Origin of the sequence: Demequina sp. TMPB413 (assembly GCF_020447105.2) — a bacterium.
GTDB lineage: Bacteria > Actinomycetota > Actinomycetes > Actinomycetales > Demequinaceae > Demequina.
The window spans coordinates 1,584,270-1,600,235 of sequence record NZ_CP096184.1 but is presented as its reverse complement, the minus strand read 5'-3'; the positions used below and the strand labels follow the sequence as shown (position 1 = coordinate 1,600,235).

Here is a 15,966-nt window from a genome sequence, read left to right as displayed (position 1 = left end):
GTGCTCCTCGTGTGGGATCAATCCGGACAGAAGTCGTAACTCGCTGGGAAGGCGTTGTGTTCCCGGAACGGTCCTCCTCTCTGGTGGTAGCGCCTGTACGGACTCTCGATGGCTCACGCGGGTGCTAGCGACGCTGCGCGGAGCGGCGGGGGAGTGAGGCGCCGCTGGAGTGCACCCATCCCAGCGTCGACCGCGAGCGTGAGGGCGGCCACAAGCACGCCTCCTGCGAGCACCTCCCCGTAGCGCTGGGTAGCCATACCGGTGCTGATAATCACGCCAAGGCCGCCCCCGGCCACGAGAGCGGCCAAGGGAACGGTCGCCACGGTCTGCGAAGCCGATGTTCGCAAACCGGCCGCGATCAGCGGCCACGCAAGCGGGAGTTCGACGCGCGTGGCGACCTGAAGGCGAGTGAGGCCTTGGCCCTCTGCGGCCTCCCGGACATCGGCGTCGACGTCTGCCATGCCGGTAAACGCGTTGGTCAGGATGGGAGGGAACGCGAAGATGGCCGCGGCGATGATGACAGCCCTGTTGCCGAAGCCGATGGCAGAGGCGGCAAAGAGCGTGAGGAGGGCGAGCGTCGGCATCGCCCTTGACACGTTGGACAAGGCGACCGTGACCATTCCGCCACGACGGGCGTGCCCAAGCGCGATGCCGAGCGGCAAGGCGGTGATCGCGGCGAGGGCGACCGCGGCGAAGGACATGTAGAGGTGTTCGATCGTGAGCGCGACGATGGAGTCGTGCGCGAATTTCCAACCGCCGTCGAAGGTGGGTCGCGTCAGCCCGTTCTCGCCCATCCAGTTTGCGCCGCTGGAGATGTAGTCCCACGCCTCCTGCCAAATGCTCACGATGCCCTCCTTCGCCGCGCCCACGGCATTGCGGCACGCGCCGCGACCACGATCGCGAGGTCGAGTACGAGCGCGAGGAGTAAGCACAAGATGGAACTCGTCGCGATCTGCGCACGGTAGTTGGACTGGAAGCCCCTAAACATCAGTTGCCCGAGCCCGCCGTAGCCCACGACCACTCCGACGGTGACGAGCGCGACCGTGGTGACCGTCGCGATGCGCAGGCCAGCCACAATCGAGGGGAGGGCGTTGGGGATCTCAACTCCCCACAGGAGGCGCAGCCGCGAGTAGCCGAGGCCGCGGGCCGCGTCGACGACGTCCCTGTCGACGCCCTCAAGTCCCGCCAGGATGTTGCGCACCAAGACCAAGAGGGTATACACGACCAGCCCAATCAGCACCGTCGTGCGCCCGATTCCAGTGAACGGGGCCAGCAGCGCGAACAGAGCGAACGAGGGAATCGTGTACAGGACGCCCGTCACGCCGAGAATCGGGCGAGTCAGCCACCGTACGTTGCGCGCGAGCACGGCGAGTGGGAAAGCGATCGCGAGCGCGATGGCGATGGCCTGCAACGTGAGCGTCGTGTGGATGGTGAGCTGATCGCTCAACTCCGTCCAGTTGCTCTCCACATAGCGCCAGGAGAGCCATGGATTGGGCCGTGCGTCGTCCATCTCACCCACCCTAGTCGCCGGTATGACATACCTGCCCTGTACGGTAATTCGCATGGCTGGCACCGACATCGTGTTCGATCACGTCCGCAAGTCGTATCCCGACGGCACCGACGCGGTAGAGAGCCTCAGCCTGCAGGTGCGCGGCTCCGAGGTGCTTGCCTTGGTGGGGCCCTCCGGTTGCGGCAAGTCGACCACCTTGCGGATGGTCAACAGGCTCGTGGAGCCGACCGCGGGAGCCATCAGTGTTGGCGGCACCGACGTGATGTCTCAGGACCCTGTGCAGCTGAGGCGAGGGATTGGCTACGTCATTCAGCACGTGGGGCTCTTTCCCCACCGCACCGTCCGTCAGAACGTCGCGACCGTGCCAGGGCTCGTGGGCTGGGACAAGGACCGCACAGCGCAGAGGGTCACACACTTGTTGACGCTCGTTGGCCTCGAGCCCTCCGTCTATGCCGACCGCTACCCCCACGAGCTGTCGGGTGGCGAGCGCCAAAGAGTCGGGGTGGCGAGGGCGCTCGCGACGGAGCCTCCTGTGTTGCTCATGGACGAACCGTTCGGGGCCGTCGATCCTCAAGGCCGCAGGCGGCTTCAGAAGGAGTTCGCCGCACTTCAGGACGAGTTGGGTACCACCGTCATCATGGTGACGCACGACATCAGGGAGGCCGCGCTCCTTGCCGATCGCATCGCAGTGCTGTCCAAGGGTGCCGTGCTCGAGCAGCTCGATACGCCCGACGCGATCATGAGTACGCCTGCCAATGAGTTTGTCGCCGACTTCGTCGCCGACTTTGGCGACTGAACTACTCCGGCTTGTCCTTGCCAGCGTCGGCCTGAGAAGCGTCGGCGTCGGCGCCGGGAGCGTCGGCCTCTGACTGGTTCTTGCCGTGGCCGTTGGTCACCCGCGCGGCTTTGGAACGCAGGTTCGGTGCCAGCGCAGAACGGTGCTCGTTGACCCTTTCGAGGCGGTCCCGCCAGGTTGCCCGCCACCACGCGACCTTTTCCCCGCGTTCGTGGGCGGCCTCTCGTTCAAGCCGCTCTTGGACCTGCAACGCTTCACGGCGCCTGCGTCGCCTGCGGCCGGACGTCACGATGTAGTAGAACGCGCCGCCAAGTCCCAGGAGCACGACGGTGACAAGGATGGGCGCGAAGATCGCGAGCAGGCTCAAGCCGACGGAGGTGGCGTCTTCTGCGAAGGAGGCGAGGGGGGCGCCCGTTCCGCCCGTCGACGCATTGACGGCTGGCCGAGACGCGGACTTCGCGGTGTGGACCACGAGCGTGATGATCGCTCCGACGATGCCGGCGATCATGGGGTTCTCTGTCCAGAACTGTCCGGCCTCTAGTTCGGCAGCCGAGGAGCTTGCGGCAAAGATGACGCCGCCGACGAGCGGCCGCACTCCCGTCTGGATCAGGTCGTTCACGTGGTCGACACCAGGGATCTTGTCGAGTACGAGTTCGGAGGTGAGCAGCAACAACGCGATGATGAGAGTCGGCCACTCTTGGAGCCACATGAGGTTCTCTGGCAACTCGATGAACGTGGTGAAGCGTGCAAACACCCCGACCACGACGAGTGGTATGAAGGCGTTCAGTCCCGCTGCGGCCGAAAGGCCAGCGCCGGTCAATGCGGCAATCACTCGTGCCTCCCTGGCGTGCTCACGTGAATCACGCCCTCACGATAGCCTGTCCGGCACGCGAACCGCCTCGACAAGAGACGGCCCCCTCGGTTCCAGGTACGCAACAGGCGCGAGGGGTGAAAGACAAGAGGGCCCCGGCTGATGCCGGAGCCCTTTGCCCTGCTGGGGTGGCTAACGGGACTTGAACCCGCGGCCCCCGCGACCACAACGCGGTGCTCTACCAACTGAGCTATAGCCACCATCGGCCCGAGGGCCAGCGAAAAGTGTACCGCGAGGCGCACGTGATGGTGCACGCCCGCGGTGAGACAGCCGCCGAGAGGTGCGGCTTAGTGAGAGTGAGCCTCGACCACGGCGGCAGCGGCGGCCTTCGCTGCGTCGGAGTCGGGACCCGGCGCTTGGGCGAAGATCGACTCCCTGTAGTACCGCAGTTCTTGAATCGAGTCCTCAATGTCGCCGAGAGCGCGGTGCCCGCCTGTCTTGGCCGGTGCGTTGAAGAACACGCGCGGGTACCAACGCCTCACGAGTTCCTTGATGGAGCTCACGTCAACGACGCGGTAGTGCAGCAGGTCCATGAGCTCTGGCATGTCACGCTCGAGGAAGGCCTTGTCCATGCCCACCGTGTTTCCGGCGAGCGGCGCCCGGAAGCCCTTGACGTGTTCCTTGACGTATTCCACGACGAGCCGCTGAGCCTCTTCCATCGAGAATCCTGCCTCGAGTTCGGGGAGCAGGCCAGAGGTGACGTGCATCTCGCGCACGAAGTCGCTCATCGCTTCGACCGCCCCGACAGGGGGTTTGATGACGACCGCCACGCCGTCTCCCAAGGGGTTGAGTTCCGCATCGGTGACGATGCACGCCACCTCGATGAGGGCGTCGCCGGTGAGATCGAGGCCCGTCATCTCGCAGTCGATCCAAACCAAAGGTGCGTCTGACATGGCTCTTACTGTAGGGCCATGCTGCGAGGGCGACAGCGTCGGTGTTGACAACGCCACCCCAACATGGTTAGTTAGTTACTGCACCGACTAACCAATAGACCAGGAGCGAGCGATGGACGACGGACGGCCACTCTTCGTCCAGATCGCCGAGCAGATCGAAGGGCAGATCGTAGACGGCACCATGCCGGAGGAGTCTCAAGTGCCCTCTATCAACGAACTCGCCGCCTTTCACAGGATCAATCCGGCGACGGCACTCAAAGGAGTCAATGTGCTTGTTGAAGCAGGTGTCCTCTACAAGCGGCGCGGAATCGGCATGTTTGTCGCGACCGGCGCGAGGGAATCCCTCGTCCAGGCGCGGCGTGACGCCTTCCGCACCGACTACGTGCAGCCGCTCGTTGCGGAAGCCGCGAAGCTCGCCATCTCGCCAGCGCAGTTGGCGGACATGATCACGAAGGAGGCGAGGCGATGAACGCCATCGTCGAGGTCAACCACCTCACCAAACGATTCGGCAAAGTGGAGGCCGTCAGCGACGTGTCCTTCTCCTTCGAACGCGAAGGTATTCACGGCCTGCTGGGTCGCAACGGTGCGGGCAAGACGACGCTCATGAAGCTCATGACGGGCCAGGAGTTCGCCACGGCGGGAGACGTGAAGATCTTTGGGCAGTCACCGGTCGAGAACGCGGCGGTCCTGGACAGGGTGTGCTTCATCAACGAGGCGCAGGTGTATCCGGAAGACTTCAAGGGGCGTCATGCGCTGACGGCTGCCTCCCACTTCTTCGGCGCATGGGACGACTCCTTCGCCGCAAGGCTTGTCGAGGACTTCGCCCCTCCGCTCGGCAGGCCCATCAAGAAGATGTCACGCGGACAGCGCTCCGCCATCGGCGTGATTATCGGTCTCGCCTCACGTGCTGAACTCACCTACTTTGACGAGCCCTACGCGGGTCTGGACGCCGTCGCGCGGCAAATGTTCTATGACCACTTGCTTGCCGACTACGCGGAGCGCCCGCGCACGGTGGTCTTGTCGACGCATCTGATCGACGAGGCATCCAACCTGCTTGAGCGCGTCGTCGTGGTCGACGACGGCACGGTCCTCATCGACGCCGAGGCAGAGGATTTGCGGTCGCAGGCCGCGACGCTTGTCGGGGGAGCCGACGCCGTACACGCCTTCGCTGCCGGCAGAGAGGTGCTCGGCGTCCAGCAAGTGGGCGGCATCGCCTCGGTGACCGTTGCAGGCCTTGACGACGCAGAACTTCGGTCCGCACGAGATGCGGGGCTGGAGGTTGGCCCTGTGTCGCTCCAACAACTCATCGTGAGCAGGACGGGTGGACGCACCGTCGACAACAACGAGGGAGCAGTGCGATGACCGCCACCGCAGTAGACACCCCCAGCGAAATCCAGGGAAGCCGCCGTCGCATAGCAAACGTGGTGCGCTTGCACATGACGAACCCCTGGACCACGCTCATCACCCCGTGGTTGATCACTGGCGGCATCTTCGGTCTCAATTACGCGATCTGGGCGATCGTGACGAGGGCTGCGGGGCCGGAACTTGAGACCGACGCTTTCACCAATAACGGCGGGGTGAGCTGGATCCTGATCTACATGATGGTGGTCGCGATTCAGGCCATGAGCGCGTCGTTCCGGTTCGCTTTGGGCATGTCCGTGACGCGACGCGACTACTACCTCGGGTCGTCGGCGTACTTCCTGATGCTCACCGCCTTCTACGCGACGGCCTTCACTGTCCTTGGATGGCTGGAGCGGCTCACCGATGGCTGGGGGCTTCGTGGCTACTTCTTCTCGCCCTTTGGCTCGATGTCACAACCGCTATGGCTCAACGCCTATGCCTTCTTTGTCTTGCTGTTGATGTTCTTCTTCATCGGAGCAGCGTCGGCTGGGGTCTGGATGCGCTGGAAGGTCAACGGCCTGCTGACCGAGGTCTTCAGCATTGCGCTCGTGTTGGTTGCTCTCGCATGGTGGATCACTGAGGCGAGCGCGTGGGGATCGGTGGGCAGTTTCTTCACCGACAACTCGCTGTTCGTCGTTCTGAGTTGGACCCTGCCCGTCACGCTCGGGTGTGGCATCGCCGGATTTGGGCTACTGAGGCGAGCGACCCCGTAACCTCAACGCCACTTTCGCACCGCGGCCGTCGACCCCTTCTAGTGGTCGGCGGCCGCAGTCTTTTGGGGGTCAAGATCAGGGGATTCCCCCATAGACACTCAGGGTATACACCATGTGTATAGTTGCCGCATGGACAAGTCACTCGCACTCCTTGGCCTCGTCGACACGGGTTCCTCGTACGGATATGACCTCAAGCACCGTTACGACGAGGTGTTCGGCAGGGGCAAGCCGATCGCCTTCGGGCAGGTGTATGCCGCGCTCGCTCGCATGATTCGAGACGGACTTCTCACGACTCTCGGCGAGGAGGCCGGCGCAGGGCCTGACCGTAAGCGCTACGCCATCACGGAAGCGGGCAAGGGCCGAATTCGCGAGTGGTTCGCGACTCCAGATAGGCCAGCGCCAGAGCTCGCCGACAACCTCTTTGTCAAGGTCGTGTTGGCCTGCATGTTGGACAGCGACGCAGAAGATCTGCTCGACCTCCAACGCAGCGAACACCTCGCACGAATGCGTGAACTCACTCGAGCGAAGCAACACGCTCCCTTGCTGGAGCGACTCGCCATTGACCATGCCCTTTTCCAAATCGAGGCTGATTTGCGGTGGATCGACATGACCAGCGCACGCCTCACCGACATGCGTGAGGAGGTCCGCCGCCATGGCTGACATCGCACTGAACCCCGTTCTAGCCCCTACCGCCCCTGGTGCGCCGCTGATCCAGGCCATCGGCCTTCACAAGACATTTGGCACGACAGAGGCCTTGAGGGGCATCGACCTCGACGTCAACCAGGGCGAAGTGCTCGCCGTGATGGGGCCGTCAGGCTCCGGCAAGTCGACGCTCATTCACTGCCTCGCAGGAGTGCTCGCGCCCGACGAGGGTCAGGTGGTCATCGGCGATACAGACGTCACGGCACTCAACGCTGATCAGCGGGCCAAACTGCGCTTGGAGCGCATCGGCTTCGTCTTTCAGTTCGGCCAACTCCTTCCCGACCTGACCGCGCTCGACAACGTGGCCCTGCCCTTGCTGATGAACGGAATGGGGCGTAGGGCAGCGACGGTGAGGGCCCGCAAGTGGCTCGATCGCCTCGACTTGTCCGACCAGGTGGCCAAGGTCCCTGGCGACATGTCAGGAGGCCAGGCACAGCGAGTCGCGATCGCGAGGGCACTCGTGACCCAGCCGAGCGTCATCTTCGCCGACGAGCCGACCGGATCACTCGACTCCATTGCTGGCGAGAAGGTGCTGACGGCGATGCTGGATGCTGTGAGAGAGACCGGCACCACCGTCATGCTCATCACCCACGACCCTCGCACCGCCGCTTACGCCGACCGCGAGGTGATTGTCCGCGACGGCAAGTTGAGCGCCGCCTCGCGCGGGGCCACCTCATGAGCCCATCCGCTGCAAGGCTTATCGTCTTCGGCGCTGCTGGCTCGATGCGACGGCTCGTCGGTATCGCCGCGGGGGTTGCCTTGGGGACAGGCATGCTGCTCATCCTGTTGGGCGCGTATCTACACCTACCTGAGCGGGACGAGCGCGACGGATGGACCACGTCTACGGGCCCCTATCGCGACTTCACCGAAACGGCCGACCTTATCCCCATCGCCCCGGCCGACGATGCGGTACTCCTTCACAACACGCCCGACTATTTCCGGGGGGAGGCATTCGAGAAAGTGGTGGTGGCCACGACGCCCACCACGACCGTCGAGTTCCCGGCGGGTCTCGAGGCTTTGGAGGCGGGCCAGTACTACGCCTCTCCTGCTCTGGTTGCCCTCATCGAACGTTACCCGGACGACGAACTGTCAGACCGATTCGGCACTTTCCAGGGCGAGATCCCACGCGGCGCCCTCAAGGGGCCTGACCAGGTAGTGGCCCTCGTCGCGACCGACTGGGAGATGCTCTCGGCAGAAGCCAATGCCCGAGTCCAAAAGGGCTTCCCTGACAAGGGCCCCCACGCAGAGTCGGTGCTCTACCGGATCGTCATCGGGGTCGGCTCCGTTGCACTCTTGGTGCCGATTGCGCTGCTCGTAGGCATCGTGTCCCAGTTGGGAGCGGCCGCCCGACGCGAACGTTACGCAACGGTTCGACTCATTGGCGCTGGCCGACGCGCGATGGCGGGATTGGCCGCGCTTGAGATGGGAGTCGCCTCGCTGGCCGGAGCTGTCGTGGGCATTGGCGTGGCCAGTGCGATCCGCCCTGCGGCCGTCTTGCTGCCGGTCAACGGCACCCAGTCCTACGCGGCCGACCTCACCCCTTCTGTGGTGTGGGTGGTGGCCACCGTGCTCGGGATGGCGGCCCTCGGTGCGGGCGCTGCATGGTGGCGCGCCTATCGCGATGAGCATGGCGCGCTGGGTGCCTCGCGCGAGCGAGCGGAGAAGCCTGCCACGTGGAGGCGCGTGATCGTGCTCGTCGTGGGCCTGGTGCTCTTCACGGGTTCCGCCGCGTGGGCAACCGACCCGTCAGCGCCCGCGAACGCCATCATTCTGGGGCTGATCGGCGGTTTCGCCATGGTGGCCTTCGGAATCGTTCTGGCGGGCTCGTGGCTCACCAAGGTTGCGAGCCTTGTCTTCGCACGGCAAGCGCGCACGGGGGCGTCGCTTGTGGCGGCGAGTCGCTTGGCTCGCCACCCGCGGGCCACGTTCCGCTCGGTTGCTGGCGTGGTGGTGGCCGTCTTCATTGTCAGCATGCTGTCCGGTGTCGTGAGTTCGGTCAACGGTCTTGCTACCGAAGAGGAAGAACCGGGTTTGCTTCCGCTGAGCGCCGTCGCAGCCGCTCTCGACGAGAGTTCGGACGCCGACGCGATGGCCGACGCCGCCCGTACCACTGCGGGCGTCGAACAGGTGGTGGTTGCGTACAGGAACGACGCTTCCGGAATGCCTACCGTGACACGCGAGGAAGCAATCGCTCTCGGTGCAACAGGCGTGCCTCAAGGCAGCTACGTGGCGGTGGACATTTACGCCATGCTCGCCGGCGACTTCCAACAGGATGGCCCCCAGCAAGCGGTCCCCGCGACCGCACCTGACGGCGCGCCGGCCGACTACCTCGTGGCGCTGACCGATGGTTCGCCAGGCGCCGTGGATAGGGCGCGCACCGCCCTTGAGGTCGCCGGTTCCATGACGCTGTCGCCAGTGACGCGCGCGGAGTATGGCGGGGCCGCCACTCTCTCGCTGACTTATCAACTCGCAATGCTCGCGTACATCGGGATGGCGATCGCCGTGGGGATCTCGGCGCTGTCGCTCACGGTGGCGACCGTGGCAGCTGCACTGGACCGCAAGCGCACCTTTGGGCTTCTGCGCTTGGGCGGGATGCCTGTCAGCGATCTCCGTCGCACGATCGCCATCGAGGCGGCCATGCCGCTCGCGGTGACCCTCGTGGCATCGGCCGGTCTGGGCTTTGCCCTGGCGTTTGTCATGGTCAAGACGTTGGGCAACGGCCTCTACTTCACGTGGCCGGATCCGCTGTATTGGTGGGCGCTGCTGGGCTCGGTTGCCATCGCGGCGGTCGCCGTCAGCGGATCGTTCGGTGTGGTGAGGCGCTCTACCGAGATCGCCTCCACCCGCTTCGAGTAGGCGACTAGATGCTCGGCCAGCGGCCGCGCGAGTACTGGGGCGGATAGGTCGCATCCGCTCCCAGTTGCGCGGCCCACCGCTGAGGTAGGTGGGGTTCGCGCATGAATTGGCGCGCCACGAACACCGCGTCCGCCTTGCCCGACGCCACGATCTCCTCCGCCTGCTCCGCTTCGGTGATCTGGCCGACGGCGGTGGTGACAATGCCAGAGCCTTGCTTGATTGCCGTGGCGTGAGATACCTGGTAACCGGGCGAAGACGGGATCGTCACGCCAGTGATGTTGCCCCCTGTCGAGGTGTCGATGACGTCGCCACCGGCCTCGCGCACCCACCCAGCGAGGGTGACGGTCTCATCGAGCGTCCACCCCTCTGGCTCGAGCCAGTCCGTCGCGCTGACCCTGACGAACACGGGGATGTCCTCGCCCGCTACGCGTCGCACCTCTCGCACCACATCGAGGAGGAGGCGCGAGCGGTTCTCGAGCGATCCACCCCAGGCATCGGTCCGGTGATTGCTCAAGGGGGACAGGAACTGGTGGAGCAGGTAGCCGTGGGCCGCGTGGATCTCCAACACCTCGAAGCCCGCCTCGAGTGAGCGGCGCGCTGCGGCGCCAAAGTCGGCGACGACGTCGGCGATGCCTTGTGCGTCAAGCTCAACGGGTGCGTCGTAGCCGGGAAAGGCAACGGCGGAAGGACCGACGGTCTGCCAGCCACCGTCGGAGAGGGGGACCGTGCCTTTGCCCGACCAATCGCGGTAGGTCGACGCCTTGCGTCCCGCGTGCTGCAACTGAATAGCAGGAACGGCGCCCTGGCCTTTGATGAAGGCGGTGATGCGTCCCCACGCATCACGCTGCGCATCGTTCCAGATGCCGGTGCACCACGGCGAGATGCGGCCCTCTGGACTGACGGCGGTCGCCTCCGCCATCACGATGCCGGCTCCGCCGCGCGCGAAAGAGCCGAGGTGGACGAGGTGCCAGTCGTTCACCATCCCGTCCTGGTCTTCGCACGAGTATTGGCACATGGGGCTGACCCACACCCTGTTGCGGGCGGTGACGGAGCGAATGGTGAGCGGGGAGAAGAGCGCGGAAGTCATGTATCCATCCTTGCGCACCTCTGATCACGACTGAGCAACAGGGGTCCCAGCCATTGCGCGGCGGTGGCTGAGCGCCTAGCGTGGGCCCTATCGGGACGATGTGCACCATGCCGGTCGTGATGTCACAGGAGATGCACAGAACCCACGCGGAATGTGAACCCTCACTTTTGAGGCCATCGAGAGGCCTCTAGTTCGAGGAGATTCTGCCGCTTCCCCGTTCAGCGATACCCAATTGTGACCTGGGTGACTTGCGCAACAGCCAATTGTTAGCGCTAATATTCGAGACACGGCCCGCGATGCGGTGCCGCGGGAAACCACACCCGAACCGGCAACGATGCCGGAGCAGGACGAGGAGGTCTTGACATGAGGAAACGTTTCTTATCCACTATTGCGCTCGCCGGGGCGGCAGCGCTTGCGCTGACCGCTTGCTCGAGTGACTCTGACGACAGCGACGCGACGGGTGCTGCGCCAGGCGCCGGCGGCGACTCAGGCGACGTCATCACCGTCGGCTTCGCCCAGACCGGTTCAGAAAGCGGCTGGCGCTCGGCGAACACCGAGTCCATGAAGACGGCTTTCTCGGCAGAGAACGGCTTCGAACTGATCTTCAACGCTGCCGACAACGACCCCGCCGCTCAGATCACGTTCGTCCGTAACTTCATCAACCAGGGTGTCGACGCCATCGTCATCGCCCCGATTGTGGAAGACGGCTGGGATGACGTGCTCCAAGAGGCGAAGGATGCGGGCATCCCCGTCATCCTCGAGGACCGCACCGTCAGTGCGCCTGACGACCTGTACGCGGCCTGGGTGGGTCTCGACTTCAGGACTGAGGGCGTCTACGCAGGTGAGTGGGCGGCAGAAGAGTTCGGCGACACCCCGACCAAGATGGTTGTCCTTGAGGGCACCACCGGTTCGGCGCCAGCGAACGACCGCGCTGAGGGCTTCAACGAAGCCATCGAGGGCACGGCCATCGAGACCATCGACTCCCAGACGGGTGACTTCACTCGTGATGGCGGCAAGACCGTCATGGAGGGATTCATCGCCAAGTACGGCATCGATGGAATCGACCTGGTCTACGCACACAACGACGACATGGGTCTTGGTGCCATCGAGGCGATCGAAGCGGCTGGCGGCAAGCCAGGCGAAGACATCAAGATCGTCACGATTGACGCTGTGAAGGACGGAATGCAGGCGCTCGTCGACGGCAAGATCAACTACATCGTCGAGTGCAACCCGCTTCTGGGTGAACTGGCAGCAGGCATCGTCAAGGACGTGCTCGCTGGCAACGACGTCGACAAGACGTACTTTGTCGAGGACCAGAAGTTCACGCAGGAAGAAGCAGCTGAAGTCATCGACTCCAGGCTCTACTAAGACTCGGGCTTGGAGGGTTTCACCCTTCAGCCTGTGACACACTCCGTGGTGGAGTCGGTTCGTCCGACTCCACCACGGAGGTCGCCGTCCAGACCCTCTCATTCGAAGGAACGCACCACCATGCCTGCGGACACCGATGTCCCACTGATTGTCGAGATGCGTGGCATCACCATCCGGTTCCCGGGTGTGCTTGCGCTCGACAACGTCGACTTCTCTCTGCGCCCCGGCGAGATTCATTCGCTGATGGGCGAAAACGGAGCGGGCAAGTCGACCCTCATCAAGGCGCTTACTGGCGTCTACACGATTGACTCCGGTTCGATCGCCGTTTCCGGCCAACGCCAGTCCTTCGTCACCACGGCCGACGCTCAGGCGGCTGGGATTTCCACGGTTTACCAGGAGATCAACCTGTGCCCCAATCTGTCTGTTGGCGAGAACGTCATGCTCGGCCACGAGAAGCGCGGCCGCCTCGGCGTCGATTGGAAGGCCACCTACGCGGAAGCCGACCGTCACTTGGCAAGCCTCGGACTCGCGATCGACTCACGATCCATCCTCGAGAGTCACTCGATCGCGATCCAGCAACTCGTCGCCATCAGCCGCGCCATGGTGCTGGATGCCAAGGTGCTGATCCTTGACGAGCCGACGTCGAGCCTCGACCGCGACGAGGTCGAACAACTCTTTGGCGTGATTCGCGGATTGCGCGACCGGGGCGTCGCGATTCTCTTCGTGAGTCACTTCCTCGACCAGGTCTATGAGATCTCTGACCGCATCACCGTGCTTCGCAACGGCCAGTTGGTCGGCGAGCACTTGGTGGACGAGCTGCCAAGGGATGCGCTGGTAGCGGAGATGATCGGCCGCGACCTTGACGATCTCGCGGCCATCTCTGCAAGCGCTGGCCGCGAAGTAGATCGCACCGGCACTCCCGTCTTGCGCGCCACTGGCATCGGCAAGCGCGGCATGCTCGAGTCCGCAGACGTCACGGTGTACGACGGCGAGGTGGTTGGCCTGGCAGGGCTGCTCGGTTCGGGTCGCACCGAGCTCGTCAGGCTCCTCTACGGTGCTGACCGTCCTGACACCGGCGACATCGAAGTGGCGGGTGCTCACCGTCGCGTTCAGAGCCCGCGCCACGCGATGGCACACGGAATGGCCCTGTCTTCAGAGAACCGCCGTGCCGAAGGGGTCGTTGCCGACCTCACGGTGGCGGAGAACATGATCCTGGGCATTCAGGCTCAGCGCGGTTGGCTTCGCCGAGTGCGCAAAGCCGAGCAAGACGCCGTCGTGGGCGAGTACATGGAAGCCCTCGGCGTGCGTCCCGCCGATCCGAACGTGCCCATCGGAAACCTGTCGGGGGGCAACCAGCAGAAGGTGCTGTTGGCTCGATGGCTAGCGACGGCTCCAGAGCTGCTGATCCTTGACGAGCCCACCCGTGGAATCGACGTCGGCGCCAAGGCCGACATCCAACGCAAGGTCGCCGAGCTCTCGGCCAAGGGGCTGTCAGTCATCTTCATTTCTTCAGAGCTCGAGGAGGTGCTCCGCATCGCCCAGCGGGTGGTGGTGATGCGAGACAGGCGCTCCATCGGGGAGCTCGAGTCGTCCAAGGTCGACCTCGACCACCTCATCGACTACATCGCCCACAAGGAAGGGAGCGTGTCGCGGTGATCGCGATCATTAAGCACCGGCTGTTCTGGCCGGCATCGGCGCTCATCGTGCTCCTCGCAGTCAACATGATCGCGAACGCGAGCTTCGCTCGCATCACCGTGAGGGACGGACAACTCTACGGCGCGCTCATCGACATCCTGCGCCAGAGCGCGCCCCTGATGCTGGTCGCACTCGGCATGACGCTCGTTATCGCTACCAGGGGCATCGACCTGTCCGTCGGTGCTGTCATGGCCGTGTCTGGCGCCGTGGCGCTGACGATCATCGATGGCTCGGAAGACCCAGGCGGATTCGGCACCATCGTCATCGCGATTCTGGTGGCCGTTCTGGTCTCCCTCGTGCTCGGCGCGTGGAACGGGTTCCTCGTATCCGTCTTAGGCATTCAACCCATCATCGCGACGCTTGTGCTGATGCTCGCAGGCCGCGGCGCGGCGTTGCTGATTACGGGCGGGGAGATCACCACGGTGGTGAGCGCTCCATTCAAGTCCATTGCCTCCGGCTACCTGCTCATATTGCCGGTCGCGTTCTTCATCTGGGTCGCCGCCGTGGTGGTGGTGAGCCTGATCGAGAGGCGTACGGCGCTCGGCATGCTCACTGAGGCTGTCGGCATCAATCCAGAGGCAAGCCGGCTCGCTGGAGTCAGGTCGCGCGGCATCATCTGGACCGCCTACATCGCTTCTGGTGTGCTCGCTGGAGTCGCTGGGATCATCTACAGCTCCAACACGATGGCGGCCGACGCCAACTCTGCCGGCTACCTGATCGAGCTGTACGCGATCCTCGCGGTCGTGCTTGGCGGCACCTCGCTCATGGGAGGCAAGTTCTCCATCGCAGGCACCGTGATCGGTGTGCTGACCGTTCAGACCCTTGATTCGACCATCCTCTTCATGGGCGTCCCGCCCGCGCAGAGCCCCGTGTTCTTTGCGATCGTCGTCATCTTTGTGGTGCTCGTGCAGTCACCAAGAGTGCACCGCTGGGGACGGTCCTTGGTGGAATCAATGCGAACGTCATCCGCCTCTGAGGACGACGCGAAGAAGAAGGAGGTCGCGGCATGACCGCCGTGGAGACCCAGAAGGCACCGCGCAATACGGTGCTCGGCGCCATTGACACCTTTGTCAACAGGCACGCGTCGGTACTCCCGACAGCGGCAGCCGCCGCCATTCTCGTGGTGCTGCTCGTGGGAGCGAACATCCGCTTCGAGGGTCGCTTCCTGACTCCCGGCAACCTCTCCGCGCTGCTCCTCAACAACTCGTTCCTCATGGTGCTCGCGGTCGGCATGACCTTCGTCATCGTGACGTCAGGAATCGACCTGTCGGTCGGCTCAGTGATGGCCTTCACCGGCATCTTCGGAGCCAGCCTTCTCAGTGGCGGCGTTCCAGCATTTGTGGTCATTCCCACGATGCTCGTGTCTGGAGCGCTCATCGGCTTGCTCATCGGGGTGCTCGTCCAGTACTTCAATGTGCAACCGTTTATCGCTTCGCTCGCGGGACTCTTTCTTGGTCGCGGCCTCGCTTATGTGGTCAGCCTTCAATCCATTCGCGTCGAGGACCCGGTGGTGCTGTGGTTGCAGAGCACTCGGTTCCGGCTAGGGGACTGGTACATCACGCCTACCGGCATCATCGCGCTTCTTGTGGTCATCATCGGTGCGCTGGTCATGCAGTTCACCCGCTTCGGCCGTACGGTCTACGCCGTCGGTGGCTCCGAGTCATCCGCTCAGTTGATGGGTCTCAAAGTCGCCCGCACCAAGGTGATGGTCTATGTGATTTCCGGATTCTGCGGCGGACTTGCGGGCTTGCTCCTGACGGCCTTCTCCGGCGCAGGCTATCCCCGCAACGGCATCGGTACGGAGCTGGACGTCATCGCCACCGTGGTGATCGGCGGCACGCTGCTCGCAGGCGGGCGAGGCTACGTCCTTGGCTCGATGATCGGCGTCTTTGTGTTCGCCACGATCACGACGATCATCTCGTTTATGGGCGCAGAACAGTCCTGGACGCACATCATCGTCGGCGGTCTGCTCTTGCTCTTCATCGTGGTGCAGCGGGCGATCGTTGCCAGGACATCGAGAACCGGGTAGCGGCAGACGCACTGCGCGCGAACACGGGCCATGCCCACGACACGC

Annotated in this window: 16 protein-coding genes and 1 tRNA gene; 11 read left to right on the top strand and 6 right to left on the bottom strand. The window is 64.1% G+C overall.

Features of this window, described 5'->3' with window-relative positions; genetic code table 11:
• Window positions 1-113 precede the first annotated feature (113 nt).
• Both LGT36_RS07775 and LGT36_RS07770 read right to left on the bottom strand, forming a co-directional pair.
• On the bottom strand, window positions 114-845 hold the full coding sequence (locus LGT36_RS07775) for an ABC transporter permease (RefSeq protein WP_226097219.1): 732 nt from the start codon (window positions 843-845) through the stop codon (window positions 114-116).
• Window positions 842-1,510: an ABC transporter permease gene (locus tag LGT36_RS07770; protein WP_226097220.1), complete on the bottom strand. Its 669-nt coding sequence runs from the start codon at window positions 1,508-1,510 to the stop codon at window positions 842-844. Before LGT36_RS07770 ends, LGT36_RS07775 begins: the two co-directional genes overlap by 4 nt.
• Before the next feature lie 52 nt (window positions 1,511-1,562).
• On the opposite strand from LGT36_RS07770, the gene LGT36_RS07765 reads away from it, so the two are divergent.
• On the top strand, window positions 1,563-2,306 hold the full coding sequence (locus tag LGT36_RS07765; protein WP_370634332.1) for an ABC transporter ATP-binding protein: 744 nt from the start codon (window positions 1,563-1,565) through the stop codon (window positions 2,304-2,306).
• A gap of 1 nt (window position 2,307) precedes the next feature.
• Here the strand turns inward: LGT36_RS07765 and LGT36_RS07760 are convergent, their stop codons facing one another.
• The 3 genes from LGT36_RS07760 to orn form a co-directional block, all read right to left on the bottom strand.
• Window positions 2,308-3,138, bottom strand: coding sequence for a DUF4126 domain-containing protein (locus tag LGT36_RS07760; protein ID WP_226097221.1), 831 nt, complete (start codon window positions 3,136-3,138; stop codon window positions 2,308-2,310).
• Between the two features lie 163 nt (window positions 3,139-3,301).
• A tRNA-His gene (locus LGT36_RS07755) sits at window positions 3,302-3,377 on the bottom strand.
• 87 nt (window positions 3,378-3,464) lie between these two features.
• Window positions 3,465-4,070 (bottom strand): oligoribonuclease, encoded by a 606-nt coding sequence (gene orn / locus LGT36_RS07750; RefSeq protein ID WP_226097222.1) that lies wholly within the window; start codon window positions 4,068-4,070, stop codon window positions 3,465-3,467.
• A gap of 112 nt (window positions 4,071-4,182) precedes the next feature.
• Between orn and LGT36_RS07745 the strand changes: the two genes are divergently transcribed.
• The 6 genes from LGT36_RS07745 to LGT36_RS07720 all read left to right on the top strand — a co-directional run bounded on the left by LGT36_RS07745 (window position 4,183) and on the right by LGT36_RS07720 (window position 9,742).
• The gene (locus LGT36_RS07745) at window positions 4,183-4,539 is read left to right on the top strand and encodes a GntR family transcriptional regulator (protein WP_226097223.1); all 357 of its coding nucleotides are present in this window, start codon (window positions 4,183-4,185) and stop codon (window positions 4,537-4,539) included.
• Window positions 4,536-5,432, top strand: a complete 897-nt coding sequence (locus tag LGT36_RS07740; protein ID WP_226097224.1) for an ABC transporter ATP-binding protein — start codon at window positions 4,536-4,538, stop codon at window positions 5,430-5,432. The genes LGT36_RS07745 and LGT36_RS07740 overlap by 4 nt, the downstream gene beginning before the upstream one ends.
• A complete protein-coding gene (locus tag LGT36_RS07735; protein ID WP_226097225.1) occupies window positions 5,429-6,184 on the top strand; it encodes an ABC transporter permease in 756 nt (251 codons plus the stop codon). Before LGT36_RS07740 ends, LGT36_RS07735 begins: the two co-directional genes overlap by 4 nt.
• A gap of 129 nt (window positions 6,185-6,313) precedes the next feature.
• The gene (locus tag LGT36_RS07730) at window positions 6,314-6,844 is read left to right on the top strand and encodes a PadR family transcriptional regulator (RefSeq protein WP_226097226.1); all 531 of its coding nucleotides are present in this window, start codon (window positions 6,314-6,316) and stop codon (window positions 6,842-6,844) included.
• A complete protein-coding gene (locus LGT36_RS07725) occupies window positions 6,837-7,565 on the top strand; it encodes an ABC transporter ATP-binding protein (RefSeq protein WP_226097227.1) in 729 nt (242 codons plus the stop codon). Before LGT36_RS07730 ends, LGT36_RS07725 begins: the two co-directional genes overlap by 8 nt.
• Window positions 7,562-9,742 carry an ABC transporter permease gene (locus LGT36_RS07720; protein ID WP_226097228.1) on the top strand — a complete coding sequence of 727 codons (2,181 nt, stop codon included), beginning with the start codon at window positions 7,562-7,564 and terminating at the stop codon, window positions 9,740-9,742. Before LGT36_RS07725 ends, LGT36_RS07720 begins: the two co-directional genes overlap by 4 nt.
• A 4-nt stretch (window positions 9,743-9,746) precedes the next feature.
• On the opposite strand, the gene LGT36_RS07715 is transcribed toward LGT36_RS07720, so the two are convergent.
• Entirely contained in the window at window positions 9,747-10,829 is a 1,083-nt protein-coding gene (locus LGT36_RS07715; RefSeq protein WP_226097229.1) for an NADH:flavin oxidoreductase/NADH oxidase, read from the bottom strand.
• Between the two features lie 363 nt (window positions 10,830-11,192).
• On the opposite strand from LGT36_RS07715, the gene LGT36_RS07710 reads away from it, so the two are divergent.
• The 4 genes from LGT36_RS07710 (at window position 11,193) to LGT36_RS07695 (ending at window position 15,921) form a co-directional block, all read left to right on the top strand.
• A complete protein-coding gene (locus LGT36_RS07710) occupies window positions 11,193-12,197 on the top strand; it encodes an ABC transporter substrate-binding protein (RefSeq protein ID WP_226097230.1) in 1,005 nt (334 codons plus the stop codon).
• 120 nt (window positions 12,198-12,317) lie between these two features.
• Window positions 12,318-13,853 carry a sugar ABC transporter ATP-binding protein gene (locus tag LGT36_RS07705; protein WP_226097231.1) on the top strand — a complete coding sequence of 512 codons (1,536 nt, stop codon included), beginning with the start codon at window positions 12,318-12,320 and terminating at the stop codon, window positions 13,851-13,853.
• Window positions 13,854-13,918: 65 nt separating this feature from the next.
• The gene (locus LGT36_RS07700) at window positions 13,919-14,902 is read left to right on the top strand and encodes an ABC transporter permease (protein WP_255633380.1); all 984 of its coding nucleotides are present in this window, start codon (window positions 13,919-13,921) and stop codon (window positions 14,900-14,902) included.
• Window positions 14,899-15,921: a sugar ABC transporter permease YjfF gene (locus tag LGT36_RS07695; protein ID WP_226097233.1), complete on the top strand. Its 1,023-nt coding sequence runs from the start codon at window positions 14,899-14,901 to the stop codon at window positions 15,919-15,921. The genes LGT36_RS07700 and LGT36_RS07695 overlap by 4 nt, the downstream gene beginning before the upstream one ends.
• Window positions 15,922-15,966: the final 45 nt, after the last annotated feature.

Coding starts and splice junctions, on each gene's coding strand:
- LGT36_RS07770 (WP_226097220.1), bottom strand. CDS start 1,510: ATGGACGACGCACGGCCCAATCCATGGCTCTCCTGGCGCTATGTGGAG.
- LGT36_RS07765 (WP_370634332.1), top strand. CDS start 1,563: ATGGCTGGCACCGACATCGTGTTCGATCACGTCCGCAAGTCGTATCCC.
- orn (WP_226097222.1), bottom strand. CDS start 4,070: ATGTCAGACGCACCTTTGGTTTGGATCGACTGCGAGATGACGGGCCTC.
- LGT36_RS07745 (WP_226097223.1), top strand. CDS start 4,183: ATGGACGACGGACGGCCACTCTTCGTCCAGATCGCCGAGCAGATCGAA.
- LGT36_RS07740 (WP_226097224.1), top strand. CDS start 4,536: ATGAACGCCATCGTCGAGGTCAACCACCTCACCAAACGATTCGGCAAA.
- LGT36_RS07735 (WP_226097225.1), top strand. CDS start 5,429: ATGACCGCCACCGCAGTAGACACCCCCAGCGAAATCCAGGGAAGCCGC.
- LGT36_RS07730 (WP_226097226.1), top strand. CDS start 6,314: ATGGACAAGTCACTCGCACTCCTTGGCCTCGTCGACACGGGTTCCTCG.
- LGT36_RS07725 (WP_226097227.1), top strand. CDS start 6,837: ATGGCTGACATCGCACTGAACCCCGTTCTAGCCCCTACCGCCCCTGGT.
- LGT36_RS07720 (WP_226097228.1), top strand. CDS start 7,562: ATGAGCCCATCCGCTGCAAGGCTTATCGTCTTCGGCGCTGCTGGCTCG.
- LGT36_RS07715 (WP_226097229.1), bottom strand. CDS start 10,829: ATGACTTCCGCGCTCTTCTCCCCGCTCACCATTCGCTCCGTCACCGCC.
- LGT36_RS07710 (WP_226097230.1), top strand. CDS start 11,193: ATGAGGAAACGTTTCTTATCCACTATTGCGCTCGCCGGGGCGGCAGCG.
- LGT36_RS07705 (WP_226097231.1), top strand. CDS start 12,318: ATGCCTGCGGACACCGATGTCCCACTGATTGTCGAGATGCGTGGCATC.
- LGT36_RS07700 (WP_255633380.1), top strand. CDS start 13,919: ATGATCGCGAACGCGAGCTTCGCTCGCATCACCGTGAGGGACGGACAA.
- LGT36_RS07695 (WP_226097233.1), top strand. CDS start 14,899: ATGACCGCCGTGGAGACCCAGAAGGCACCGCGCAATACGGTGCTCGGC.